Source organism: Streptomyces phaeochromogenes (assembly GCF_001418655.1).
Lineage (GTDB): Bacteria > Actinomycetota > Actinomycetes > Streptomycetales > Streptomycetaceae > Streptomyces > Streptomyces phaeochromogenes.
Window position 1 is genome coordinate 847 of the sequence record NZ_LIQZ01000425.1, and the last position, 3,812, is coordinate 4,658.

At 70.6% G+C, this 3,812-nt stretch carries 3 protein-coding genes and 3 pseudogenes; 2 read left to right on the top strand and 4 right to left on the bottom strand.

The genetic code is table 11. The features are described from left to right. The 3 genes and pseudogenes from AOK17_RS41690 to AOK17_RS54195 all read right to left on the bottom strand — a co-directional run. Positions 1–1,366: carotenoid oxygenase family protein (locus tag AOK17_RS41690; RefSeq protein ID WP_055617861.1), on the bottom strand; the 1,366-nt coding region annotated here is incomplete at its 3' end. A gap of 68 nt (positions 1,367–1,434) precedes the next feature. Further along, positions 1,435–2,168 (bottom strand): LysR substrate-binding domain-containing protein (locus AOK17_RS41695; RefSeq protein ID WP_245697704.1); only part of this gene is annotated, 734 nt, incomplete at its 5' end. 2 nt (positions 2,169–2,170) lie between these two features. Continuing rightward, positions 2,171–2,284, bottom strand: a pseudogene (locus AOK17_RS54195) (LysR family transcriptional regulator); the annotation flags it as partial. 56 nt (positions 2,285–2,340) lie between these two features. Between AOK17_RS54195 and AOK17_RS52910 the strand changes: the two are divergent. Both AOK17_RS52910 and AOK17_RS41700 read left to right on the top strand, forming a co-directional pair. Next, positions 2,341–2,493 (top strand): annotated as a pseudogene (locus tag AOK17_RS52910) (L-glyceraldehyde 3-phosphate reductase); the annotation flags it as partial. Positions 2,494–2,495: 2 nt separating this feature from the next. Then, a pseudogene (locus AOK17_RS41700) lies at positions 2,496–3,309 on the top strand (aldo/keto reductase); the annotation flags it as partial. A 49-nt stretch (positions 3,310–3,358) separates the two neighbouring features. On the opposite strand, the gene AOK17_RS41705 reads toward AOK17_RS41700, so the two are convergent. Next, positions 3,359–3,646, bottom strand: coding sequence for a DUF1905 domain-containing protein (locus AOK17_RS41705; RefSeq protein ID WP_055617860.1), 288 nt, complete (start codon positions 3,644–3,646; stop codon positions 3,359–3,361). Between the last annotated feature and the right edge of the window lie 166 nt (positions 3,647–3,812).

Sequence of the window (3,812 nt, forward strand, 5' to 3'; positions counted from 1 at the left end):
CCCGGTCGGGATTGTGCACGTACGCCAGCGTGTAGCCGTCGTCCTCGGCCGCCCTCGTGTCGGTCGGGTCCGAGGCCACGAACACCGCCTCGCCCACCGCCGCGTTCCGGGGCAGCCGGTGCACCTGCGAGGTCCCGCGGAGCAGGTCCTGCTTGACCAGCTCGCTGCTGAAGGCCCGGTCGGGCGGGTTCCCGTCGGCCGTCACATACGCCAGCGACATCTCGGCGGCGGCCGTCGTGTAGCCGTACCGGTGCCTGCGCGCGACCAATGCCTCGTTGACGCGTGGGAACTCCTGCGGCCGGTCGTCCAGGACCTTGGTGCGTACGCGGCCCCGGTCGCGGTCGATGGTCCAGCGGTGCAGCCGGACCGTCCCGGCCCCGTAGGGCCCGCCGGAGCCACGCCCCGCGACGAAGAAGGGCGCCGGATAGGCCGTGAAGTCGACGACCACCGACGACCCCTCGTCGTACGCGTTCAGGGTGTGCGAGTAGTACGTCGGCTCCACCTCGAACCAGCGGACCCGCCCACCGGAGCGCGGCATGACGCCGACCCGCGAGGGGTGCCGTTCGTTCCACACGTACGGCACCAGGTCGCCCCGCTCGGCGCCGGCCGGGTCGAAGGTGACCGGCATGTCGAAGATGACGACGTACTTCTCGGTGAGCGCGAAGTCGTGGATCATCGGGCTGTCCGACACCGGGATCCTCGTGGTCCGGACGACCCGCCCCGCGGCGTTCACCACCAGGTGCCGGATGTGGTTCCAGGTCGGGTAGTACGTCATCGCGTGCAGCTCGCCCGACTCCGCGTCGAGCTTGGTGTGCGCCGTGAACGCGCCCTCCAGGGTGCCGCGGAAGTCGTAGGTGCCCACCGTGTTGAGCTCGTAGTCGAGTTCGTACGGCAGCGGGCCGCTCTCCTGGAGGGCCAGGACCCGTCCGCGGTGCCCGATGACGTGGGTGTTGCACGGGAAGTCGTCCGGCGGGACCGGCCCCGGGTATGGCTCGCCGAGCTTCTCGGCGACGCGGGAGGAGCGGACCCAGCGGTTGCGATACCACTCGGCGCGGCCGTCCCGCAGCCGCACGCCGTGCACCATGCCGTCGCCCTGCATCCAGTGGTGAGCCCGGGGGTCCTCAAGGCCCAGCACGTTCGGCCCGTTCCTCAGATAGCGGCCGTTCAGCTCGCGCGGGATCCGTCCGGTGACGGGGAGACCGAAGGCGGTCAGCTCCTCGGTGACCGGTGCGAACGCCCCTTCCAGGAACGGGAAGTGGCGCCCCTTCGCGGTGGCGGGAGCATCTGCCGCGAGTCCTCCCGTCGCCCCTACCAGTCCGCTCGCCGCCGCCCCGCGCAGTACGTTCCGTCGGCTGTGCTCAGTCATCTCCGCACTCCCGTGCCGCAGTTGTCGTGATCGATGTGCACGAGTCTGCGGCGGGGGACAGGGCCAGGTCAGGAGTCCTGGAGCCCCTCCTGGGGTGGTGCCAGGCCCCCTGTTTCGAGCAGCGACATGAGGGCCCGGGCGGCCGGACTGGTCGCCTCCGGGGGCGGGAGCATGGCGACGGTCTCGTACGGCGTCTCGGTGTCCGCCTTGAGGGGGAGCGCCGGCAGGGCCCGCCGCTTGTGGGCGAAGTGGCGCGGTACGACAGCGATGCCGAGGCCCTCCTCCACGAGGTCGAGGAGGCTGTGCACGTCGTTGACCTCAAGGGCGACCGTGCGGTGCACACCCGCCGCCGCGAAGGCAGCGTCGGTCGTGCGGCGCGGACCCCAGTCGGGGTGGAAGTCGACGAAGGGCTCGCCGCCGAGCTCGTCCGGGGTGACGGGCCCGCCGGTCGCCAGCCGGTGCGAGGGGTGGCAGAGCACGGTCATCGGCTCGCTGGTCAGGGGCAGACAGCGGAGCTGTTCTGTGTCGGCGCGGGTCGTCACGGCGAAGGCCAGGTCGAGGCGGCCCGCGGCGACGTCCTCGGCGAGCGCGCCCGAGCCGGCCTGCCGCAGCCGGATCTCCACGTCCGGATGCTGCCTGCGGAACGCGGCCAGCAGCTGTGCGACCGGCACCCCGGCGATGCACTGCTCGGTGCCCAGCGAGAGCGTGCCGCGCAGCACGCCCTGTACGGCGGCCACCGCGTCCTGGGCCGCACGGACCTGCGCGAGGATCCGCTCGGCCTCGGTCAGCAGGGCCCGGCCGGNNGGTGAAGTGCTGGTCCTCGGCGACCGCGACGAAGTGCTGCAGGTGGCGCAATTCCATGATTGAGAAGCGTATCCGCTGAATCCCATCCGATTCTCCTGTTGGACCGCTCTCCAGCGGGCAGGCGAGAGTGGACACCGGTCCACTCCGTACCGACCCCTCTGGAGAACGCGTTGTACACCGCACACACCGACCGTTACGCGGACATGCCCTACCGGCGCACGGGACGCAGCGGCCTGAAACTTCCCGCGCTCTCCCTCGGCCTGTGGCACAACTTCGGCCCCGACCGGCCCGTGGACACGCAGCGCGCGATCCTGCGCCGGGCGNNCTACGGGCCCCCGCCCGGCGCCGCCGAGTCGGCCCTCGGTGAGGCGCTCAAGGCGGACTTCGGCCCGTACCGCGACGAGCTGGTCATCTCCACCAAGGCCGGATACCTGATGTGGCCGGGCCCGTACGGCGAATGGGGCTCCCGCAAGTACCTGCTGTCCTCGCTCGACCAGAGCCTGGGCCGGATGGGCCTCGACTACGTCGACATCTTCTACTCCCACCGCCCCGACCCGGAGACTCCCCTGGAGGAGACGATGGGCGCGCTGCACTCGGCGGTCCAGCAGGGCAAGGCGCTGTACGTCGGTGTCTCCAACTACTCGCCGGAGCAGACCCGCGAGGCCGCCCGCATCCTGGGCGAGCTGGGCACCCCGCTCCTCATCCACCAGCCGCGCTACTCGATGCTCGACCGGCGTCCCGAGGAGCAGGGGCTCCTGGACACCCTCGACGAGCTGAAGGTGGGCTCCATCGCCTACTCGCCGCTGGAGCAGGGCCTGCTCACCGGCCGCTACCTCGACGGCATCCCGGAGGGCTCGCGGGCCGCGAGCGACAGCCCCTTCCTGAGTGCCGACACGGTGACCGACGACCTCGTCGGCAACCTGCGTGCCCTGGCCGACATCGCCAAGACCCGCGGCCAGTCCCTGGCACAGATGGCGCTGGCCTGGGTCCTGCGCGGCGGCCGGGTCACCTCCGCACTGATCGGCGCGAGCAGCCCGCAGCAGCTGGAGGACAGCGTGGCGGCCACGGGCAACCTGGACTTCTCGGAGGACGAGCTCAGCCGTATCGACGAGATCGTGCGCCAGGCGTCCAAGGCCTGAGTGCCGGGTACGGACCGACGGACCGACCCCCGAGCCGTGGGCTTGGGGGTCAGTCCGTGACGCGCTCCTCCAGTCGTACGGTCACCGTGTCCCCGGCCTCCTTGCCGATCGCCTTTCGGACGTCGGCCTTCACGGGAAGCTTGTGGGTGCCGTCGCCGAGGGCCATGAACGAACTCCGGAAGGGATGGCCGTCGATCGTCCCGCGGACCTTGACCAGGCCACGCGTGCCGAAGAATCCGACGGACTCCGGCCAGACGAGATAGGTCCAGCCGCCCTTCTCGGGACTCTTCAGAAGTACCGCGGTGAATTGCTGGTCCAATTCGGTGTCCGTGCTCATGATGTCCTCCGCTGTCCCGGCGGTCTCTCCCGCCTGGTGGTCTCTCCTCTACGAGACCACCAGGCGGGAGAGACCGCCGGGACAGCGGAGGACATCATGAGTACGGACACCGAATTGGACCAGCAATTCACCGCGGTACTTCTCAAGAGTCCCGAGAAGGGCGGCT